The 19,603-nt window shown below is 38.7% G+C and carries 15 protein-coding genes; 12 read left to right on the top strand and 3 right to left on the bottom strand.

What is annotated here, in order from left to right; genetic code table 11:
- Nucleotides 1-28: 28 nt before the first annotated feature.
- The 3 genes from BMX95_RS11770 to BMX95_RS11760 all read left to right on the top strand — a co-directional run bounded on the left by BMX95_RS11770 (nt 29) and on the right by BMX95_RS11760 (nt 2,446).
- Entirely contained in the window at nt 29-898 is an 870-nt protein-coding gene (locus tag BMX95_RS11770) for an RteC domain-containing protein (protein ID WP_081200593.1), read from the top strand.
- A gap of 429 nt (nt 899-1,327) precedes the next feature.
- Nucleotides 1,328-2,014: a hypothetical protein gene (locus tag BMX95_RS11765; protein WP_081200592.1), complete on the top strand. Its 687-nt coding sequence runs from the start codon at nt 1,328-1,330 to the stop codon at nt 2,012-2,014.
- A 219-nt stretch (nt 2,015-2,233) separates the two neighbouring features.
- Nucleotides 2,234-2,446, top strand: a complete 213-nt coding sequence (locus tag BMX95_RS11760) for a hypothetical protein (RefSeq protein ID WP_081200591.1) — start codon at nt 2,234-2,236, stop codon at nt 2,444-2,446.
- A 131-nt stretch (nt 2,447-2,577) separates the two neighbouring features.
- Here the strand turns inward: BMX95_RS11760 and BMX95_RS11755 are convergent, their stop codons facing one another.
- On the bottom strand, nt 2,578-2,910 hold the full coding sequence (locus BMX95_RS11755; RefSeq protein WP_081200590.1) for a hypothetical protein: 333 nt from the start codon (nt 2,908-2,910) through the stop codon (nt 2,578-2,580).
- Nucleotides 2,911-3,337: 427 nt separating this feature from the next.
- On the opposite strand from BMX95_RS11755, the gene BMX95_RS34945 reads away from it, so the two are divergent.
- From BMX95_RS34945 to BMX95_RS11710, 9 genes are all read left to right on the top strand, one after another.
- The gene (locus BMX95_RS34945; RefSeq protein WP_177193691.1) at nt 3,338-4,270 is read left to right on the top strand and encodes a hypothetical protein; all 933 of its coding nucleotides are present in this window, start codon (nt 3,338-3,340) and stop codon (nt 4,268-4,270) included.
- Nucleotides 4,271-4,280: 10 nt separating this feature from the next.
- Nucleotides 4,281-4,874, top strand: a complete 594-nt coding sequence (locus BMX95_RS11745) for a hypothetical protein (RefSeq protein ID WP_081200589.1) — start codon at nt 4,281-4,283, stop codon at nt 4,872-4,874.
- Nucleotides 4,875-5,437: 563 nt separating this feature from the next.
- A complete protein-coding gene (locus tag BMX95_RS11740) occupies nt 5,438-6,037 on the top strand; it encodes an RNA polymerase sigma-70 factor (protein WP_165758930.1) in 600 nt (199 codons plus the stop codon).
- 131 nt (nt 6,038-6,168) lie between these two features.
- Entirely contained in the window at nt 6,169-7,377 is a 1,209-nt protein-coding gene (locus tag BMX95_RS11735; RefSeq protein WP_081200587.1) for a FecR family protein, read from the top strand.
- A 304-nt stretch (nt 7,378-7,681) separates the two neighbouring features.
- Entirely contained in the window at nt 7,682-11,089 is a 3,408-nt protein-coding gene (locus tag BMX95_RS11730) for a SusC/RagA family TonB-linked outer membrane protein (RefSeq protein ID WP_081200586.1), read from the top strand.
- 28 nt (nt 11,090-11,117) lie between these two features.
- Nucleotides 11,118-12,611 (top strand): RagB/SusD family nutrient uptake outer membrane protein, encoded by a 1,494-nt coding sequence (locus tag BMX95_RS11725; RefSeq protein ID WP_081200585.1) that lies wholly within the window; start codon nt 11,118-11,120, stop codon nt 12,609-12,611.
- Nucleotides 12,612-13,018: 407 nt separating this feature from the next.
- On the top strand, nt 13,019-14,404 hold the full coding sequence (locus BMX95_RS11720) for a thioredoxin family protein (protein WP_081200584.1): 1,386 nt from the start codon (nt 13,019-13,021) through the stop codon (nt 14,402-14,404).
- Nucleotides 14,405-14,537: 133 nt separating this feature from the next.
- The gene (locus tag BMX95_RS11715) at nt 14,538-14,996 is read left to right on the top strand and encodes a hypothetical protein (RefSeq protein ID WP_081200583.1); all 459 of its coding nucleotides are present in this window, start codon (nt 14,538-14,540) and stop codon (nt 14,994-14,996) included.
- A 140-nt stretch (nt 14,997-15,136) separates the two neighbouring features.
- Nucleotides 15,137-17,911, top strand: a complete 2,775-nt coding sequence (locus tag BMX95_RS11710; RefSeq protein ID WP_165758929.1) for a S9 family peptidase — start codon at nt 15,137-15,139, stop codon at nt 17,909-17,911.
- Between the two features lie 525 nt (nt 17,912-18,436).
- Here BMX95_RS11710 and BMX95_RS11705 read toward each other — a convergent pair.
- Entirely contained in the window at nt 18,437-18,733 is a 297-nt protein-coding gene (locus tag BMX95_RS11705) for a hypothetical protein (protein WP_081200581.1), read from the bottom strand.
- A gap of 374 nt (nt 18,734-19,107) precedes the next feature.
- On the bottom strand, nt 19,108-19,602 hold the full coding sequence (locus tag BMX95_RS11700) for a TlpA family protein disulfide reductase (protein ID WP_133053913.1): 495 nt from the start codon (nt 19,600-19,602) through the stop codon (nt 19,108-19,110).
- Nucleotide 19,603 lies beyond the last annotated feature (1 nt).

The raw sequence follows: 19,603 nt of genomic DNA, 5'->3' as shown, positions 1-19,603 counted from the left end.
TAAAAACTATTGACTAAAAATTACTACTATGAAAATGGAAGTAACAAAACATTTGCCTTTTTGGGAAGTCCTGTTCCAGGAATTAACTGATAAGCTGGCCGCCATTCTTGACAAGCCGGAAAATTCGCTTAGTCAGGCGCAACAGTCCCTGCACGCTTGCAGGGATGCCATGAACTTACTGCAGGAACATGTTATTCAAACCGGCTTTCCCTGTGACACGGAAGAGATCTTTTTCTTTAAAGAAATAAAACCGAAGTTTTATAGTTTGCTCCTTTTTTATCAGCATGTATACTGTTTAGAAACAAGCCGGCCGATAGGCAACGAAGAGGATATTAAGATCTTTTACCGAAGTCAATTAGACCGGGTGCAACACTTTTTTATAGACAATAAATTCTTTTACCAATACCACCGGTGCAGGGAAACACTGTTTGATGATAAATTATTCTTACGTAACAAACAAGGTGCTTCATTATCGTTTTGCATCGATGATATAAATGCCCATCCATTATTTTCTACCGGAATCGATTATATATTCTCCCGCATAATAGCCAATGAATTATTGGCTGGATATCTTCAAAAAGCGCTGTCGCCAAAGGAAATTGAAAATGAGGAAGTGAAGTTTAAAGTCCGCCCTCTTAATTGGACACATCACAAATCTGCCTTCGTGGAATTCGTTTATTCTGCTAAAGCAAATGGTTTATTCAATAACGGTTCAGCTACCTTAAAGGAGATCTTCGATTACCTTCAATTTGTTTTTAAAATTAAAGTTCCCCATTATACCACCGTATTTCAGGAAATTCTTCGTCGTAAAAAAGGAGGGTATACACAATTTCTCGATAGCCTTCGCAAAGGCTATTTACAATATATTGATGAATTGCAAGGTGATGGCCAGGGATAAGTTTTTTTGCTTTTAAAATAACGTTTCACAAGCCTCAGTCAGCGAACTGATAGATAGCCTTTTTATTGAGGCTATCTTTTTTATTTTCCATACTGCCCGCCATTTTTATACAATTCTCGCTCATTGCAAGATCAGGTATACATGCCCGCCAGCTAGTCCGTCTTTTTCTATTCTTTCAAAATATATTTTTCATAGCCTATGATTACACTATGATATAACGCCTTTTTACAGGGCCATATTTGTGTTGTATTAATTACTTGTTGCAAAACAAATTTTACAGCATGATCATTCGAACAAAATTCCCAGGCAGACAGATATCAATTCGAACATTCCTGGGCGCTAGGACCGGGCCCAGGGGGCCACCTTCGCTTTTGTAAAATGTTTTCGGCATTTGGCCGCCTATTTTTTAACTAAAAAAATTTTATTTCAATGGCAAAAACAACAGCCAATCGTGGAATATCGGCAGACAGAATAAAAAATGCGTCTGCTTTTGATCGTACACGGGAGAACAATGCGGAGTTTAAGACCGCCAGTAAAGCAGCTACCTTGCTGCGTACGATTTTCAAGGAAGTAACAAGTATAGCGAAGGACAGAATCACCTACGCGCGATTGTTGGAGGTAATACTCACTATTGTAAAGACCGACCCCATAAATGAAAGGGGTGAACGTACGGTAAATGCCGGCGACTTTAAGGAGCTGAAGGATTTCCAGTTCAACGAACGGGCAGGTATTACGAGTTCACTTTTTGTGCGCTGCCCTATGAGTTTCAACCGGGTGTCGGGAGAAGTAGTAGTGAACATTCCCGTTTTTGTGCCCCGTAACATGGTGGAAAGGGCCAGAGGCATGACCCATTACAGGATCGTGGCTGCAGCTGCCGCTGTCAATTTCGACACGGAAGCGTATGATTATGCCATGCAGGGAACGAATGAATTGCCTTACAATAGCGATCCTACGCAGGCAGCTACGCTTACAATGGCATTACCAGCCGCCAGCACGAATATCGTAATAGCGATGCTGGGCATCGAGTATTACCAACAGGTGAACGCGCGGAGTTATCCGCTTAAGTCGGGACTGCGGAATGCGGCCACCATACTGCTGGTAGATAAGCCTGTGTAATACTCGCCCCCAGCCCCTAAAGGGGAGGAGTTGCCAGTGTAATGCGCTTGTGTGTCCCTGGTAGGCATGTATATATCGAAGCTTCCATGCCTGCTACGTGGCACACCTTATTGGCCTGGGTCCAGTGCGCAGGGACTTTGTCCGGTAAGCTGCGCAATATGGTTATGCAATCGATTAGTAGTGTGTAATGTTTATTTTTTAATCAGTAAATTTTAAGACATGGGTATTATAACGAGAATGCAGGAAACCACGCCGAAGTTCTTCAAAATACTTCGCAACATAGGCGTGGCCCTGGCAGCAGTAAGCGCTGCCGTGTTTGCTTCGCCTGTGGCATTGCCAGCTATCATTACCGACATAGCAGGCTATTTGGCCTTAGCTGGGACAGTAATGGGCGCCGTAAGCCAGACAGCGGTACTGAATGAAGGGGAATAGGGCTAGTGTGTTGTTAGTAGGAGAGTCCCGTGAAATGCGGGACTCTTTTTCTATGTAGCGTAATGTTTTCAATTTGCAAAAGGCAATACCAGGTAGGCAGACTTAGCCCCTGTATCATTTATCTAACGGAGTTACTTTTTGTTCTTTTTTAGCTTTTTTTCTACTTCGCTGTCTGATATCTTATAATAATAATTGGCAAAGAATTCATCCAGGTTCATATCCAGTCCATCAATTAAAGCCGAAATGGTTGTAAAACTTGCGTTTTTTTCACCCACTGTTATTCTCTGAATACTTGGATAAGGGATTCCGGATGAAGCTTCAAGTTTACGTAAGCTGTCAATTAATTGATCACTTTCCTTTCCGTTTTCCTTGTTCGATTTGGCTAATGCTTTATTCTCATCAATTTTTTTCATAACTGCTAAGCCAAATTTCAACTTTAATATTTCTTTTTCCTGATTAGTCATGTTTATATGTAAAAAGGAAAAGTCAAGGATTTTTAAAAACTAATTGATATGCGATCGCATATAATAGAAAATAAAATCCTATCTTAGTGTAATCATAAATGAAATGATTAGCCTATGTAGTTAATATCGGTGTTTTTATTACAGCTTACTAGCATTCGGCATTATCTTATGAGCTTCTCGCCACGAAACCTGACAATTTCAACAGACGCGAGAGCGTAAGTGTAATGCCCGGCCCTTATATTTACAATAGGGTTGGGCTCGCTTATGTCTTTTGTGTCTGGCCATCGGTTGATGGTAGGCCTTGTCAGGGCCTCGTGACAAAGGGCAGGCGGGTTCCAATCCTATTGTTTTTTCATTATATACCGCTCCGAAACTTCCTCCCTTTATAGGCTCATTATTATATTCATTAACTTTTAATTTCTATCTAATGATTGAGCCACTGCCCAATTCAACAAAATCAGCTTTCAAGGGTAAAACCTACAACAAACATCCCCATTGGTATAACGAGCCATTACGCCTTACTGAAGAACAGTTAAATGATCCGCTACTTATTTTTACTGAGTTTTTTCAAACTTATCATTTGAATGAGACCCGGGAAGTGTTATGGCAGTGGCTTTCTGCTATTATTTCAAGTCCGGGAAGCATTTCCAGTGAGCCGCTTGAACGAAGCAATCATATGTGTTTTTATGAAGGATTAGAAGAGGTTATTGAAGCTGCTTTTGTTTTGAAAGCTAAACAGTCTGAAGCAGAACTGAATACTACCTTAAGTGATAATGTTAATTCAGTCCGGCCGATCCGTCAGGGATCTGCCGCTGACCCTGGTGAAATCTTTAATAAGGGAAAACGACGAATTGAATATGTGAATGATGATCCGTTATTTGTAATAAAAGAAGTTTTTAATCCCGCTATTTGGTCCATTGATTATTTAAAAGAATGGGTGGAAATCGGATTGGTTTCGGAGGAGAGCGCTTATAGTGATGGAGATGATCAACAGATTTTAGTCAACTTTAAAGATCAACTGCTTTTACTTATTGAAGCCTTGTATGTAATTAATCTGGAAAGAATATTGGATTCGTCTATCAGAGCATGGAGTCTAAAAGTTTATACGCCTAACTTGCTTAGTAAGGAACAGGCTGCCAACCCTACACAGGTAATTGTGACGTTTTTTGAAAAATTTCCCATGGTTTATATCATGAGAGAATTGGAGGATTTGTTAGAAGCTGGTATTAATCATTTCGGTCCATGGAAAACGGAAATTACCGATCCTTGTAGTGTGCTTGATACATACAGGAATATACTTTGCCTTATAAAGTCTGCTGAACGTCTTTTGAGTATGGATTTTACTCCAATAAACCAGTAAAAAGCGGTGTATGAGTTGGAAACTTTTACCTTATGAAGAAAGAATTATTGAAAAACTGCCACCTATCTCCATAATACAAATTGACTATCTAAAACAAAAATATCGATATCCAATTTTGAGAGCAGTATCAGGTATGAATAGAGAAGCTAGAGGCTCAGAATCAATAGAGCATGAGTATTTTTGGTTCGAAATGTTCGAGGATTTGTATTGGAATGATAAACGATATAAAATTTCAACCATTGATTGTTTTGAAAAATGGCTGATTGAAGGCTTGCAATTTGGGTTAAAAGGCGGTGCGAATTCCAGAGCTGCTGGTCTGGTTCGAAAAGAAATTACGGGAGGCCGGATGTATCGTTCCCGCATATTTGATGCAATAGGCAATAAGTATTTTGAAGCATGTGTTGAAAAATTAGTTTATTCCGGTGTTGATAATCCAATGGAAATAGCACGTGCGGCATTTGAAGATGCTGAGATTTGGCACATTGATTTTGAAGAAGACGAAGAAGACTTTCTACGGGGAGTTAAAAGAGCGCTTGATGTTTACTGCCAAATGGAAAAACGGCCAAGGATTGATTTAAAGGTTATTGAACCGGTTCAAATATAGAAAACGGCGAAAACCGGGCATACCATTTTACAGTATCGCCACTTTCTTGAGATTGTCGATTGATCTATATGCTAAATAAAAAGGGTTTATGAGGGGGAAAATACTAATAAAAATCAGGGAAATCTTTAAATGTTGATTTTGATCAAGTCGATGGTTGGGATGATTGACCTCAACATTTTACCACTTCAGAATTTTATTGTGCCGTCTACATTTCATAAATACAAGGTTTTATTTATTTTACACAGGCAATTAAGAAATTTGGTAGCGCATATAGTGTGTCTGGTACATCTTCTGGAATTAAATTCCGCTTCCAATCTTTTTGATTGTTGTAGAAGATACTTTTAAATGCAACAAAGAATTACTCTTAATTTCGTTATTTTTAGGTAGTTATCTACTTTAGTAACGCAAGCAGTATACGTTATCCTCTTTCTAAACTTGTATCCTCCACATATTACCTTTTATCCTGCAATAATTTCAAGCTAATTTAAAGGACACTGTACCACATATGATGAAAAAGGTTCCATATCATTTTATTGACACCAACCAAAGTAATGGCATTTAACATGACCGAACGAGAAATTATTGAAGGTTTAAAGGGCGATCTGCAATGTGTATTTGACCGGGTATTTGACGAATTCTTTCCGCAGATGCAATTCTTCGCTACCAGATTGATTGGTGATGGGGAAGAGGCTAGGGATATAGTGAACCAGGTGTTTCTTAGTTTGTGGAACCTCCGGTCGCGGTTTGAGACACTGGTTAATATTAAAGCCTTTCTTTACATCACTACCCGCAATCATTGTTTTAATTACCTACGCCGGCGACAAAGGCAACAGGCTGGTAAAAAGGAATACGAAAGCAGGCTGGCCGTTATAGCCGATGAGCATAATGTGGAACTGCGCATGATCGAGTCCGAAGTGATGCAGAAGATCTATGATAAGATCGAAGAATTACCGAACCGATGTAAACAGATATTTAAGCTGACTTATTTGGAGGGATTACATGCTGGTGAAATTGCCAAACAGCTTAACATATCCACCAGTACCGTTACTACGCAAAGACATATCGCCATTAAATATCTGAAGGCTGTATTGTCTGAGGAGGATTTTCTTGCTTTGTTATTATTGGTAGACGGCGGGCTCTCAATAATTCCGCACTTCTGCTAATGTAAACTTTTTTCCTTTTTTTAAAAGATTTCTTGGACATCTGATCTTTCAGGATTGTTTCTATTACAAGAGGGTTATATAATTGTTAATTCGTTCGACGAGAAAAATCATTAAATAGTAAACCTGAAAGCATGGAACTACTGGGGCTTCCCGATGGGTTACCTGAAAAGATCAGGCTGATAGAACAATATCTAAGCGATGAGCTGAGTGCAGCTGATCGTGGCACGCTCGAAGTATGGCTGAATGAATCACCACGTAACCGGGTCTTTCTTGAAAGCCTGACTAACCAGGACTCGTTGTTGGAAAGGATGAAAGAATATGAACAGGCAAAAGCTATGACGGGCGAAGCGAAGGCGACGGTGCACGAGTTAATCAGAGAGGAGAATAAAGCACCGGTAAGATCCATGAGTGGTCCGTCAAGATTTTGGATACCCGCAGCGGCGATGCTGATCATTGCAGCGGGTCTGTATATCTGGAATAATAAAAAGAACACGCCAGGCATTACAGTACAGCAAAAGTCAGAGGCCATAGTCCATGATGCAGCGCCCGGAACCTATAAAGCGAAGTTGACACTCTCAGACGGGTCCACAATTGTACTGGACAGCGGTGGGGTAGGTAGATTGACACAGCAAGGCAATACGGAAGTGGTTAATAAAAATGGGGGCCTTGCATACGCTAAGGGGTTAGGAAAAGCTGCAGACGCTGTTTACAATACGCTGACAACGGCAAAGGGTGAGATATACAGGCTGCAGTTGTCTGATGGCTCAAAGGTCTGGTTGAATTCCGCGTCGTCTGTCCGTTACCCAGTATCATTCAATGGTTCAGCGCGACGTGTAGAAATTACCGGAGAGGTATATTTTGAAGTTGCACACCTTGATCATAATCAATCTTTCATTGTTATGGCGAACGGTATTGAGATAAGGGTGTTAGGTACGCATTTTAATATCAATGCCTATTCAGATGAAGCAGCCATAAAGACAACTTTGCTCGAGGGACGTGTTCAGGTAACGCCAACTGGTGGCAAGCCAGTAACACTACTACCCGGACAACAGGCGGCCGTAACTGGCAAAATCGCCGAACTGATAGAACATGCAGATACAGAACAAGCCATTGCCTGGAAAAACGGATATTTTCAATTCAATGAAGCAGACCTGAAAACGGTGATGAAGGAATTTGGAAGATGGTATGATATGGAGATCGTTTATGAGGGCAAAATACCTCAACCAGTGTTCTCTGGTAAACTGTCCCGCAATGCCAATGCTTCGGAAGTATTGAAGGTACTGGAACAAAACGGTATCCGTTTTCGAATAGAGGGAAAAAAAATTATAGTTACTCAATAATAAATAGCCGTAAAAAATAAATTGTCATTGTAGCTGTCATATGCACGGCTCATCACTGCGATGCTCACAATCTCCTTTTCCTATAATTCGCTTATTCAACTTTACACTACTAATTGCCAATAACTTCCGCCTGCTTCCTTACAAGCTGCAAAGCTGTTAACCATTGAAATTATCCAGGGTATTAGCCGCCCTAATGACCTGCCTAATGGTCAAAAAAAGAGCCGAAAGTGATTGCAACACTTCCGGCCAACATGGTTAACAAAACAACTAAGGAACGTCATTTCTTTAACCAAAACTCGAATTTATGCAACATTTCGGTGTCTGCAAAAAACGGGCTTTCGGCATGCCCATGCCATGGCCCGGATTGCTTAACGATAAATACCGGCAGGCGGTAAGGATCATGAAAATAACTGCTTTTATAATGCTTGTTTGCACACTGCACGTGAGTGCTGGAAGCTACTCGCAGAGCATTACGCTTTCAGAAAAGGAAGCGCCACTCACCAAAATATTTAAAGCTATTGAAAAGCAAACTGATTATATTTTCTTTTATAATGTTGACTGGGTGAAGAAAACAGAAAAAGTTAACGTTCAAGTAAAGGACATGCCTTTGCATCAGGTTTTGGATCTTCTTTTTAAGGATCAGCCAGTTTCTTACAGTATAACGGGGAAAATGATTACTGTCTTTCCAAAAAAAAATGACGACTCTCAGTATGATAACAATAATAAGATTGCCCTGCCGATTGACATACGCGGAAAAGTCGTTGACGAAAATGGTAAGCCTGTACCGAGTGTAACGGTAACTGTAAAAGGAACTAAGAAGCAGACCATTACCAATGGAGTTGGAGAATTCAGTATTTCGGATGTCTCCGATAATGCCGTTCTGATTTTTAGCAGTGTTAACATGGAATCTTTTGAAATCAATGTAAGCGGTCAAAAGGAAATTCTGGCAAAGTTAAAAACAAAAACAAGCCAATTAGACGAGGTACAAGTGATAGCCTACGGGCAGACAACTAAAAGACTTCAGACGGGAAATGTGGCTACGGTTAAGGCTGAGGATATTGAAAAGCAACCAGTTGGTAATCCGTTATTAGCTTTAGAAGGTCGTGTGCCCGGTTTATTCATAACTCAAGAAAGTGGTGTCATCGGAGGCCCTGTTACGATCCGTATACAAGGGCAGAACAGTATAGCCAAAGGAAATGATCCCCTTATTGTAATTGACGGTGTGCCATATTATTCAAATATGCCAATAACGGGAAATGAAGGTGCTCTTTTTCCCAGTAATATTAACGGAACTAATCCCAGTGCCTTAGCCTTTATTAATCCTGCTGATATTGATAGAATTGATATTTTGAAAGACGCGGATGCTACATCCATATATGGATCACGTGCCGCCAATGGTGCTATTCTTATTACTACAAAAAAAGGAAAATCAGGAACACCGAAGGCTAATATTAATATACAAAAAGGATGGTCGCAAGTCGCTCATTTTATTGAGTTGCTCAATACCAGGGAGTATCTCGACATGCGGTATGAGGCCTACAAAAACGATGGAATAGATTGGACTGCGTCTTCATTTAATAATAAAGACCTAACGTTGTGGGACACTTCGCATTACACGAACTGGCAGAAAGAATTGATTGGCGGCACCGCGCACCATACAAATATCAACGCTTCATTGTCGGGTGGAGTTCCTGCAGCGCAATACCTAGTCGGGTGTACATATACAAAAAGCGGGACTGTATTTCCTGGAAATTTTGCTAATGAAAGCGCGGGTATGCATTTTGATTTAAATAATAGTTCCTCGGGGCAACGGCTTCATATGGATTTGTCCGGTAGCTTTTTGACAAATCGCAATCAATTGCCAGGTATAGATTTTACTAATCAGGCAATTACTTTGGCACCTGTAGCGCCGCACTTGTATAGTACAGATGGAACTTTGAACTGGGAGTCGGATGCTTCAGGAAGTTCTACTTGGACCAATCCATTAAACAGTGTTTATTTTCAAACTACGGACATCAGAACGAACAATCTGTTGGGGAATTTCAACTTAAGCTACCATATACTTGATCGGCTTGAAATAAAAGCAAATGTCGGCTATTCACGCTTACAGACCAATGATTACAACGCTGTTTCAATAGGGTATTTTGCTCCGGAAAACCGGGACTATACTCCTAGCCCTCGTGCTGCACAATACGGAAACCGATCAATGAAGTCCATTATCACTGAACCACAGGTTGTATACAACGGTCGTATTAATAAAGGAATACTTAACGGGATTGCTGGTTTTACGTTTAATCAGCAATCTTGGGAATATAATCTATATGCAGGTAAAGGATATAGTAACGATGAATCTCTTCGCAATCCCCAAGCTGCACTTTCTCTGACCTCCTCGTCAGGATACTCGTTATATAAATATGTAGCTGGCTTCGGAAGGGTCACTTACAATTGGGAAGACACGTATCTTCTCAACGCCGCCCTCCGTAGGGATGGCAGCAGCCGTTTCGGAGATAAAAATAAATTTCACAATTTTGCGAGTGTAGGTGCCGCTTGGGTTTTTACTCAAAGTGCATTTTTAAAAAAGAATTTAAAATGGTTGAGTTTTGGGAAACTTAAGGCAAGTTATGGCAACACCGGAAGTGATCAAATTGGAGATTACAGTTATCTAAGTCTATATAATAATATCTCGGTAGGAGTTCCATATCAAACCGTTCCATCTTTAGTTTCTAATGGATTATCTAATCCTTACCTGCAATGGGAAGAGACGAGGAAGGCGCAAATTGGACTTGACCTTGGGTTTTTAAATGACCGGATACTTCTTAGTTCAACATTACAACGAAATCGCTCTTCCAATCAATTGTTACCATACGAATTACCGGTAATGACCGGTTCCTCAGCAATAATACAAAATTTTCCCGCCACAGTTCAAAATACTAGTTTAGAATTTTTACTGAATACAGTTAATATTAAAAGCAATAGATTTAAATGGAATAGCTCTTTTAATTTCACAATTCCGAAAAATAAGTTAATTGCATTTCCAGATATTGAGAATTCGAGTTATGCTAGTTCAGATCTAGTTGTTGGCAAATCTCTAGGTTCAAAAAAGGTTTTTCATTTCGCTGGGGTCGATAGGACTACGGGAAAATATCAATTTACAGATGCAAAGGGAACCCTCGTACCTCTTCCGGACTATTTTAATGACAGATTCGCACTTGTTGATTTAAGCCCAAAGTTTTACGGTGGTCTTCAAAACAGTATTGAATTCAAAGGTTTTCAACTTGACTTTCTCTTCCAATTTACCAAACAAAAGGGAGTACCTGTTTTTTATAGTGCAACTCCTTACGTAGCACCCGGTTCTTTTTCGACAACTAGCAGCAACCAACCTGCAACCGTATTGGAGCGCTGGCAAAAAAACGGAGATCAAGCTCCTATCGAAAGTTATACGACTGGTTATTCTTTCGGCCTGGGTTACCTATATCTTAGTGATGCCGCTTTTAAGGATGCATCATTTGTTCGTCTTAAAAATGTTTCTTTTTCGTGGAACTTGCCGAGTCAATGGGGGAAAAAACTGCATATCCAAAATTGTAGGCTATATGTCCAAGGTCAGAACCTTCTCACTATAACAAATTATAAGGGGCTAGATCCTGAAAACCAGAGTATAACAGCGTTACCGCCATTACGGACAATAACTACCGGTGTGCAGCTGACATTTTAAAGAAGAATAAACAATCAAACAGAGAATTATGATTTCTATATATTATAAAATAAAATTTGGGCAGAGCTTGAAAAAGGTAATTGTAAATGTTTTCATCAGCCTAAATATGATAATTGTGTTAGGAACATCCTGTAAAAAAATTGTACAAGTAGATGCGCCATATACTAGCATAAGTGACGAAAACGTATTTAAGGAGGATAATAATGCAATTGCTGTGTTAACGGGAATTTTTACTCAAATGAGTCAAGCCGGTACAATGACAGGAAATAGTAGCATTAATTTATATGCTGGCTTATCAGCTGATGAATTGGTTTTATATAACAGTAATCCCTTGCCTAATTATGTATCATATTACACCAATTCATTGCTTGCATTAAGTCCTGCCCAAAACTATGGATCAGAACTATGGTCACCTCTCTATTCCTATATTTACCAGTGCAACGCTGCAATAGAAGGTTTGAATGGGTCAACTTCACTTACTGCCAGCGTAAAAAAACAACTATTGGGTGAAGCTAAATTCTTAAGAGCGTTTTTTTACTTTTATTTGGTGAATTTGTATGGAGATGTGCCATTGGCATTGTCCGCGGACTATAAAGTGAATGGCTCACTCGCCCGTTCTTCTACACCTGCAGTTTACCAACAAATTATTATAGATCTTAATGATGCAAAAGAGTTATTAAGTAGCGATTATCTTAATGGTAATCTTAAGAATTACCCAAGTAGCCTACTGGCAGAAAGAGTACGACCAAATAAATGGGCTGCTATTGCATTATTAGCGAGAGTTCAATTGTACGCTGGCAATTGGTCAGATGCTGAATCATCAGCTTCTGACCTGATTGAAAACAATACGATGTATGATACCGTAGCTCTAAATGATGTATTTCTGAAAAACAGTAGGGAGGCAATTTGGCAGCTACAACCGGTAAGGGGTGGTAGCAATACCGAAGAGGCGAAAACCTTTATTCTTAGCCCTGATCTTCCGAATGGTTATGATCGCCCAGTTTATTTGAGTAGTCAGTTACTGAACAGCTTTGAGCTCAATGACCAAAGAAAAGTAGCTGGCAATTGGATAGATAGTTGCACTTTATTAGGTACAACTTACTTTTTTCCATTTAAGTATAAAAACATCGAGGCCACGGTGACTGAGTATTTTATGGTACTGAGGTTGGGGGAACAATATTTAATTAGGTCTGAAGCAAGAGCGAATCTTGGAAATATAAACGGTGGGGCAAGTGATTTGAACGTCATTCGGGCAAGAGCGGGGCTTAGCCCTACAACGGCAAATGATCAAAATTCTTTAATGTCGGCCATTTTACATGAAAACCAAGTCGAATTGTTCACAGAGTGGGCTAACCGATGGTTTGATTTAAAAAGAACCGGTAAAGTGGACGCTGTAATGAATATTGTTACACCAATGAAGTCCAACGGCGCGGTTCATTGGCAATCATATCAACAGATTTATCCAATTCTTTTTTCTGATTTGAAAAAAAACCAAAGTCTTAAGCAAAATCTGGGTTATTAGGGAAGTGGGGTCATTTCCTAATTATAGAATCTGAGCAGGTGCTAATGCTTCCAAAGCAGTTAGAGGAAAATGTCCTACGCTCTATCAAGGAGGAAACTCGATATCGTATCGTTAATATCGAGCTTAGCTATTTGCATAATAGCAATCTTGGGTGAGTCCACAGTTGTGCAAGTTAAGTGCGACATAATTGAGGTTTAAAATATTTGACTTTCAAATTAAAGGTTAAACGACTCCTGAAATGATCGGCGGTCGAGACGATATACGCATTGCAGTTTACTGGCTACTTTACATATACAGGTAAGCTTAACTTCTTAATGTGGATTGCAGTATTTAGTCGCTTTACGGTTATCAGTAAACGGTATTAAAAATGATTATTTAATCGTAGCCGAAAGGCCAATTCAATTTATATGAAGATGAGAATGTTACCGATCCTCTTTATTGTTCTATGCTTTGATGCAAAATCTCAGGTTGCTATAGAAAATATTACTTCCAATAGAGGGATAAAATTCGAGGATAGTTTAAACTGGGAACAAATAAAAAGAAAAGCAAAAAATGAGAATAAATTTATTTTCGTCGATGCTTACGCAACCTGGTGTGGTCCATGCAAACTAATGGAGCAACAAGTATTCATAAATAATGAGGTTGGCACTTATTTCAACGATAAATTCATTTCAGTCAGGGTTCAAATGGATCAAACCAGTGATGATAATCAACGAATTAAAAACTGGTATCCTGATGCAATTGAACTTAATAAGAAGTATAAAATTACGGTGCTTCCGACGTTCCTATTTTTTACCTCAAATGGTTCTCTCGTAAATAAACAAGTGGGATATAAATCCGTTTCTCAATTAATAGAAGATGGAAAGCTAGCCACCGGATCAGGGAACAAAACAGTAAATCCTTATAAAAAATTTGAAGCCTTTGTAGCTGATTATTCAAATGGTAAGAAAAAATTTAAAGTAATGCCCGAAATGATTCAAGTAGCTTGGAATCTCGGCCAGTACGATTTGTACATGAAACTTTCAAAGGATTATCTCACTTACCTCACTGAATTAAAAAAGGATGAATGGTCTACCACTTCGAATATAGAATTTCTTGCCTCTTCCACCTTGGTAGATTCCCAGAGCCCTTTCTTTGTGCTGTTTTATCCTAACGGGGAAAGAACGGATGCCATAATGAAAAAAAAGGGCTATGCGGCCGCAAAAGTCAACTGGGTAATAATGAATGAAATTTGCACTCCTTTTCTCAGTAATTTTTACAAAGGAAAAGACCTCCAAATGTTAATGAAAATGGAGCCGGCGTGGGATTCCCTAAATCATAGAATTTTGGCGGAATACAACGCGGAGTATGCTGCTAGCGCCTTACTGAAGGCAAAGTGCGAGTATTATAGATATTCGAATAATATCCCCGCCTATGTCAATACCTTCAGCGCTCGAATGCAACGCAGGGACATGGATGTAACTAATTTAGGTGATGTTGCATTAATAAATGAATGCGCTTGGATGATTTTTGAACGAAGTGATAGCGCTGAGCAGATAAATTTTGCGATAACATGGATGAGAGATTTAGTATCGCAAAAATTTGATGCTGCAGTCTCAACGGAGCTTTTATTTGATACTTATGCCAACTTAATATATAAATACAATATGTTGTTCAATAAAGGTCTGTCTGATGAGGCTTTAAAGTGGGAAACAAAGGCATTGGAAAAGGCATTTAATGACAAAAATGAATCTGCGTTGAAAGATTATAGGACGGTAATCGAAAAAATGACAAAAAAAGAACCTACCTGGTGACAAACAACCGACGGTGCATTATTGATCTAAAATGAGACTTAAATGTAAATTTTAGTTGAACTTTCTATCACTCACTGAACAGGTCTGCATTTATCATTATGATCTATGATGCTGCCATAAAAAGGATCTGAAGATGAAAATCGATTCCAAAGAACTCCAAGCCTTTTTTTTAAATAACAGTCCGTTCTATAACAAACAAGATCTTGAATTCGGTGTATTGGCTGGCGATTGGATTTATGTAAAAGGTTTATTGGAAGAGGATAAAACTGATGGTGTCGTTTGTGACATATTGGATGAATTACCTGGAGTGGAGAACTTTATCGAAATTTTTCATATTAACAAGCTCAGTGACTTGGATAAAATAAGCATAAGTCTGCTCTGGGCACGTTACCTCGCGGGAAAAACACAGTTAGTTTTTAGCAATGATCGCGACAAGCAATTATGCCTTCACCGTTTCAATAACTATTCAATTATATATAGTCCGAATTTTAAATATTTCAGAAAGGAAGAGAATGTCATTTGTAACATTCGACAATTTAAAGAATATGTGCAACTACATTTAGTTGAGCTTAGGAAACACAATGTGATGTAAGATAGTCTAAGAATGATACCGGATCTATGTTATATCTTTTCGTGCAGTCAAGAAGGGTATCATGAAGTTGACTGCTGTTAATCTAAATTTCGTAACTTATAGTACTATTGGACGCTTTTTACATTTTTAAAATGATAAATATGTTTTTACGTTTTATGAAGCATATATATATATTGATGATAGCCTTATTTATTGGCTCGACTAGTTACTGCCAATTCTCAACTTTAAAAAAGAATGTGTCCCTCGATACTGCACAAGGTAAAATAGAAAAGCCGGCCGTTGACGAATCACTCATTAGACAATGGCCTAGGTTTGACGCTATGAATGACGTTTCTATTTGTAGTAATGGCTTATACTTTGCCTATGGAATCATTAATAAGCCATTAGGTAGCCAAAATTTAATTGTTCAGTCTGTTCGCAAAGACTGGGATAAACAGTTTACAAGTGCAACGTGTCTTTTTTTTTCAATAGATAGCAAAAAGTTTGCGTTTACACGTAATGACACGTTGTTTTTGGTGCTATTAGGCACCAATCAAGTCGATTATATAACAAATGTAGAGTCCGTTCAATTTCCACAAGGTAGCCCTGGAGAATGGATAGCATATCTGCAAAAAGATGACAGTAAAACAATGGTGTTACTGAACTTACTTACCGAAAAGGAAGTGCGTTTCCATTCGGTAAGGAAATTTTATTTTAATAAATCAGGTACAGGATTAATTGTGGTAAAAGATGAAGGAAAGAGGGTATTGTTACAAATTGTTAATTTAAGAAATCAGAAAGTTTATGACGTTTATCGAGGAGAAAGTCAAAGCATTGAGAGCGCTAGCCTGGATAACTCAGGTACTCAAGCTATTGTTACGGTCCTCGACAGTTCAAGCTTTTCGGAGAGGGGGAGTAATCAAAATTATTCGATCTGGTATTATAGGGAAGGAATGGATAAAGCAGTTTTGAAAGTTACAAATGGTACACTTGGAATTGAATCCAGTCTATTGATACAACCCAGCGCCAGATTTAGTGATGACGGTCGCTATATTTTTTTTGATTTAAAAACTAATGTGGTAAGACCCGTCCCTATCGAAGGATCCGTGAAAGTAAATATTTGGAATTATAAAGATCCTCTTATTCAATCTTTTCAATTAGGCTCTCCAGCTCAAGAGCCAGCTTATTTGTGTGTTTTTCCTGCAGGTATAGATACGGTTGCTAGAGTTATACGTTTGGAGAAAAAATGCGAAGTGGTATATGCCTTTGCTGAAAATGGAGATTATGTTGTCGTGAAAAAGGATAACAGAGACACACTGGGAGACCGTTTTTGGTTACCTTACAAATGTTCTTTTAAACTTGTTTGTTTGAAAGATGGTTCAAGTACTTTGTTAAATGTATCTGATAGCCCAGAAAGTTATTTTTATTTTTCTCCGAATGGCCATTTTTTGGTCTGGTTTGATGCAGGAAAAGAACAATATTTTAGCTATGACTTACATTTAAAACAATTGGTAAAAATATCATCAAATATTCCCAAAGGATGGTTGTCATATCGGGATGAATTCGATAAACGATATTCAAATACGTTTCCTGTTGACCTTCCGGCTGGATGGCTACCGGATGACCGTGGTATCCTAGTTTATGATAATTTCGATATTTGGTTGTTAGATCTTTTAGGGAAGAATCCTGCTATTAACATCACCGAAGGGTATGGTCGAAAACATCACATCAAGTTCAAGGTAACTGACACAAAGCCTAATACTGTAGTTACGAAAGACAGCTTAATTATGGCTGCATATAACACGCTTACAAAATACAATGGTTTTTACCAGATTTCTTTAAATAAGAAAGGCCCACCGAGATTACTTACAATGGGGCCTTATACATATTATCATTGGCTACGAATAGGACTTCCTGACGAATTTGATAGTGGAATCGAGCCAATTAAGGCAGCGAAATCAAACTCTTGGATTGTAAGTCGTCAAACCTTTGACCAAGCACCAAATTACTTTTTTACTACGGATTTTAAAAGTTACCAGCCTTTAACAGATCTTCAGCCTCATAGGGGATATAACTGGCTTACTGCAGAACTAGTAAACTTTAGACAATTAGACGGGAGTCCTGGACAGGGTATTCTTTACAAGCCGGAAAATTTTGATCCGGGAAAAAAATATCCACTACTAGTTACGTATTATAGAAATTTCTCAGGGCGTCTGTACGAATGCCCTATGCCATTATTTATGGGTAGCGCTTCTTTGGATATTCCGTGGTTTGTAAGTCGCGGTTACTTGGTGTTTACCTCAGATATTTATTTTACCAAGTACGAGTCAGGGCCAAGTGCATATAATTCTGTAGTGGCTGCAGCGACATATTTGTCGAAAATGTCATTCATTGACAACAAAAGAATGGGCATCACTGGCCATAGCTTTGGCGGCGGACATACAAATTTTCTAATTACCCACAGCAATCTTTTTGCCGCGGCTTGTGAAGGAGCTGGGGTTACTGACTACGTCAGTAATAACTTAAGCCTCAATGGTGATGGAAGAGCAAGGCTGAGTAGTACGCTAAATAATGCCAATGCATTTTGGACAGCTCCTAAACTATGGATCAAAAATTCACCGATTTTCAATGTGAATAAAATAACAACTCCTTTACTTATGTTTCACTGCCGACCTGATGGAGCAGTGCCATGGGGACAGGCAGTTGAATTGTTTTTGGCACTCAGATATCTTAACAAAAAAGTATGGTTAATTGAATATGACGATGGCAATCATTTAGTGATGGGAAAAAATGCGGAGGATTTTACGGCCAGAATAACTCAGTTTTTTGACCATTATTTAAAGGGTGCGCCAGCGCCTAAGTGGATGACCCGCGGTATTCCAGCTGTTCGAAAAGGATTGGATAGCGGATTGGAACTTGATTTGGAAAGCCATTGAAAAAAGGTCTAATTGAGTTGAATTGTAATGATGAAAAATCAATTAATGGGATAAATGTTTTTTCTATTGTTTGTCACATTTGTAATTTCAACTGGAAATGGCAACGAGCTATAAATAAACGTAGTACGCCGTGACATTCGATCAAGTAAAGTATTTTATAGTCGTTCAGAATCGTTAATTAAACACCGACAGAATGGAGGACGATAAGTTGTTTTATTTATTTCTTATAGTGGTTAGTTAATTATTGAAATTCATGGTATTCGGTGTACAATGAATTATTAAATATAGAAAGACCACATTTAGTATTGAATGCTATGCAATTTTATAGCTAAGCTTTGGTTGGTTTTCAGTCGATCCTTATCGTTTAATCAGGTTAAATGTCACAACTTTAAGGCAACGTTCAACACTTCAGTTGGTATGAATATCTAAGGCTGGCATTGACGCCAGCCTTAGGTTGATTAAAATGATCTTAAACGAGATCATTTTGCGGAACATGAAAGATTGCTTTTGTTACATCGATTAAGGTTATTCTCCAATTGAATAGAACGCAGGACAGTTTGCATTTGCCGGGAATTGGCAAACTTGTAAAACCGTCGGAGTAATGTACTTCAATCCAGCAGGGTTAGGTTGTACTGTTGTTGAAGTCAATACTAACGCATTACAATTATTCGCAGCAGTAATAGATGCAAGATTACCTGGAATGTGAGCGGGATTAGGATCTGTACAGAACGTTCTGATATTCTTCTTTGCGTTGAATGCCAAAGCGCCACCTACAGCAGCTAACACAACCATGCTCATGAGCATAATTCTTATTCTTTTCATAAAAAATGTGCTTTTTAATGTAAAAAGCAAAACTTGAATGAATTAATGTGCCTACTCGTTTATAAAGGTTTTCGGCTTACCCCTTTTTGAAACTAGCTCGGTGGTGTCCATCAACGTGAATTTAGACGGTACATTTCACCTTTTTTTAGTATAGTGTGCAAAACGCTGCCTTCTAGCCTTTATTAACCACAAACCCGGGATATGCGGTGAACAACGACGTCTGTTGTTCAAATAAAGGTGAGTATACCCATTCTATTGACAATCTAAATGTTTCATTTTTACTTATAGAAAATAGAATGAATTTCATTTTTGAAAGCACGATTTACACTACAGAGTTTTCCAGCTTGTATTTTCTGTTGCTGTTTTTTCTAATTTTACTGGGAAATGAAATCCTTAATATTATCCAGTTTTACTATACCGAGAAATGCGTACAGCAATTTTTTATCCCTGCCATAAATTGCCTGATATGGAAAGCCCGGAGGGTTAAGGTATGTCCGGAAAAAGCCCTGCTTATCTTGTGCCACAGTAATGTTCGGATATTTTTCGAGATTAAACATTTTATAATATTCCTTTAGTGTACTAATGGGAAACGCAGATACCATATAAAACCGAATTTCAGAAAGCTCTGCTTGCTTATCTATAATTTCCCTGGTTTGTGCCTGACAATAGGGGCAGTACGGGCTGAAAAGGAATATAACAATTGGTTTGCCGATAGGTATATTGCTTGTATTAATTTGAGTCGTACTGTCCATCAGCAATAGGTTTACACGTGGCAATACCTGTCCCTCTTTGCCGGTTTTTAATTTGGCAAGATGGTCATTGCAGCCCATTATAAGCATTAACGTCGAAATACAGACTAGAACATTCATA

The sequence above is a fragment of the Niastella yeongjuensis genome, from assembly GCF_900110245.1.
GTDB lineage: Bacteria > Bacteroidota > Bacteroidia > Chitinophagales > Chitinophagaceae > Niastella > Niastella yeongjuensis.
The sequence above is the reverse complement of the archived record's forward strand: the minus strand, read 5'-3'. Positions and strand labels throughout refer to the sequence as shown.

Bases quoted from the DNA above. Each gene is read 5' to 3' on its own strand.
- BMX95_RS11740 (WP_165758930.1), top strand. From the start codon at position 5,438: ATGACCGAACGAGAAATTATTGAAGGTTTAAAGGGCGATCTGCAATGT.
- BMX95_RS11765 (WP_081200592.1), top strand. From the start codon at position 1,328: ATGGCAAAAACAACAGCCAATCGTGGAATATCGGCAGACAGAATAAAA.
- BMX95_RS11735 (WP_081200587.1), top strand. From the start codon at position 6,169: ATGGAACTACTGGGGCTTCCCGATGGGTTACCTGAAAAGATCAGGCTG.
- BMX95_RS11770 (WP_081200593.1), top strand. From the start codon at position 29: ATGAAAATGGAAGTAACAAAACATTTGCCTTTTTGGGAAGTCCTGTTC.
- BMX95_RS11725 (WP_081200585.1), top strand. From the start codon at position 11,118: ATGATTTCTATATATTATAAAATAAAATTTGGGCAGAGCTTGAAAAAG.
- BMX95_RS11730 (WP_081200586.1), top strand. From the start codon at position 7,682: ATGCAACATTTCGGTGTCTGCAAAAAACGGGCTTTCGGCATGCCCATG.
- BMX95_RS11760 (WP_081200591.1), top strand. From the start codon at position 2,234: ATGGGTATTATAACGAGAATGCAGGAAACCACGCCGAAGTTCTTCAAA.
- BMX95_RS11745 (WP_081200589.1), top strand. From the start codon at position 4,281: ATGAGTTGGAAACTTTTACCTTATGAAGAAAGAATTATTGAAAAACTG.
- BMX95_RS11755 (WP_081200590.1), bottom strand. From the start codon at position 2,910: ATGACTAATCAGGAAAAAGAAATATTAAAGTTGAAATTTGGCTTAGCA.
- BMX95_RS11700 (WP_133053913.1), bottom strand. From the start codon at position 19,602: ATGAATGTTCTAGTCTGTATTTCGACGTTAATGCTTATAATGGGCTGC.
- BMX95_RS11705 (WP_081200581.1), bottom strand. From the start codon at position 18,733: ATGAAAAGAATAAGAATTATGCTCATGAGCATGGTTGTGTTAGCTGCT.
- BMX95_RS34945 (WP_177193691.1), top strand. From the start codon at position 3,338: ATGATTGAGCCACTGCCCAATTCAACAAAATCAGCTTTCAAGGGTAAA.
- BMX95_RS11720 (WP_081200584.1), top strand. From the start codon at position 13,019: ATGAAGATGAGAATGTTACCGATCCTCTTTATTGTTCTATGCTTTGAT.
- BMX95_RS11710 (WP_165758929.1), top strand. From the start codon at position 15,137: ATGTTTTTACGTTTTATGAAGCATATATATATATTGATGATAGCCTTA.
- BMX95_RS11715 (WP_081200583.1), top strand. From the start codon at position 14,538: ATGAAAATCGATTCCAAAGAACTCCAAGCCTTTTTTTTAAATAACAGT.